The sequence below is a fragment of the Actinocrinis sp. genome, assembly GCF_035605935.1.
Taxonomy (GTDB): domain Bacteria; phylum Actinomycetota; class Actinomycetes; order Streptomycetales; family Catenulisporaceae; genus Actinocrinis.
Genome location: NZ_DATNGK010000212.1, coordinates 1 through 2,027, shown reverse-complemented (window position 1 = coordinate 2,027; position 2,027 = coordinate 1). Strand labels below are relative to the sequence as shown.

Below are 2,027 nucleotides of genomic sequence, written 5' to 3'. Positions count from 1 at the left end.
TGAGCAATATCCGGGCCGCCGCCGAGCCCTTGGTGCCGAGCCGCGCGTAGAGCTCGGCCACGGTGACGCGACGGGCGGCGAGGGCGCTGTCGACGATGACCAGAGCGGCCATCGGAGGCAGACAGCGCAGCGCCTGCGCGGCGCAGTCCAGCGTGCCTGCTACCGGTAGCGGCCCGTCGTAGCGGCACGAGCGGCCACGGTGCAGGACCACGGGCGCGGTCAGCCCGACCGGGTTGTTCCGGGTCGCGATATGGACGCGGCGCGTGGGCGCGAGGACCGACAGTCCGAGCGCGCCTGCCCCCGAGGCGCACGTCAACAGGCCACCACAACGGACGGCGGCCAGGATGGCCGCGTCTGCTCCGGGCAGGGCATACACACCGCGACCGAAGCGCCGGACGTGTCCCGCGGCTGCCGCTCGGGCCAGCCCGCGTTCGCTCACGCCTTCGTCGAGCAGCACGGCCCGCCGGCTGCATCCGCCGAGTCGCCGCAGAATCGGCACCGGATCCGCCGAGAACACGCCGACACGATGGCGCATTTCGGCGATCGACGCGCTGCGTCGTCCACAGACCGTCGGCTCGCGCGCAGCCATGTGACGTGAGTGCACTCCTGACCACCTCAGCCGTCACCGCTGTCCCACCGATGCGCAGGAAGCTGCGGTGGGAGGCGCGGGGAGCGCGGGGATGCGCAGGAAGCTGCGGTAGGAGGCGCGGGGAGCGCGGGGATGCGCAGGAAGCTGCGGTGGGGGAGGTGCCCGCGCTGAAAGCCGGGATGGGCTCGGCGGCCGGCCGGGTTAGACCAGCGAGTCTCGCCAGGAGGTGTGCAGCTGGGCGAACTGACCCTCCGTATCGGCGATCAGCGACTCGGGCGGTCCGTCCTCGATGATTCGCCCGTCGTCGAGGACGAGCACCCGGTCGGCGATCTCCACCGTGGACAGTCGGTGGGCGATGATCAGTGCGGTGCGGTCCCGCAGCACGGTGCGCAGCGCCCGCTGAACGGCTCGCTCCGTTGGCACATCGAGCGATGAGGTCGCTTCGTCCAGGATGAGCACGGCCGGATCGGCAAGGAACGCGCGTGCGAATGCGACCAGTTGGCGCTGCCCGGCCGACAGCCGCCCGCCGCGCTTGCGCACGTCGGTGGCGTAGCCGTCGGGGAGCCGCTCGATGAACTCATGTGCCCCGACGGCGCGGGCGGCCGCTTCGACGTCCGCCAAGGTCGAATCGGGACGCCCGAACGCGATGTTGTCCGCGACCGATCCGGAGAACAGGAAGCCGTCCTGGGTGACCATGACGATTGCCTCGCGCAGATCGGTTTCGGCAATCTGCCGGAGGTCGACGCCGTCCAAGCGCACGCTCCCGGTGACCGGGTCGTAGAAGCGCGAGATCAGTTTGGCGATGGTCGACTTGCCGGCACCGGTCGCACCGACCAGCGCCACGGTTTGCCCGGCGGGCACATGCAGGTCGAGTTCCGGCAGCACCCGACGATCGGATCGGTAGCTGAACGCGACCCGGTCGAAGTCGATGGCTCCGCCCAACGGGCGCGAAAGCGGGGTCGGCTTCGCCGGCTCCGGTACCGCCGGATCCTCGGCCAGCACCGCGGCGATCTTCTCCAACGCGGCGGTCGCGGACTGCAAGGAGTTGTAGAAGACCGCCACGTCCTCCATCGGGTCGTAGAACTGCCGCACATACAGTAGGAACGCCGTCAACACACCGAGTTCGAGGCTGCCACTCGCGACGCGATAGCCGCCGACGATCAGCACGCTGACCATGGCGATGTTTCCGATCAACGCGCTACCCGGAATGAACACTGCGTGCAGCCGGAAGGCGGCGGCGTTGGCATCCTGGTAGCGGCCATTGAGTCCGGCGAACAACCTGTCATTGCGCCGCTCGCGGCGGAACGCCTGCACCGCGCGTATGCCGTTGAACGTCTCCACGAAGTTGACGATCAGCGTGGCCACGGTCTCCCGAGTGCGCCGGAAGGCAACCGGCGCCCGCGAGGAGAACCAGCGGTAGAGCACCGTCAACGGGATC

At 69.7% G+C, this 2,027-nt stretch carries 1 protein-coding gene and 1 pseudogene; both read right to left on the bottom strand.

The genetic code is table 11. The features are described 5' to 3' along the window. Window positions 1–589, bottom strand: a pseudogene (locus VN779_RS16935) (hypothetical protein); the annotation flags it as partial. Between the two features lie 201 nt (window positions 590–790). Next, window positions 791–2,027: ABC transporter ATP-binding protein (locus VN779_RS16930; RefSeq protein ID WP_325724388.1), on the bottom strand; the 1,237-nt coding region annotated here is incomplete at its 5' end.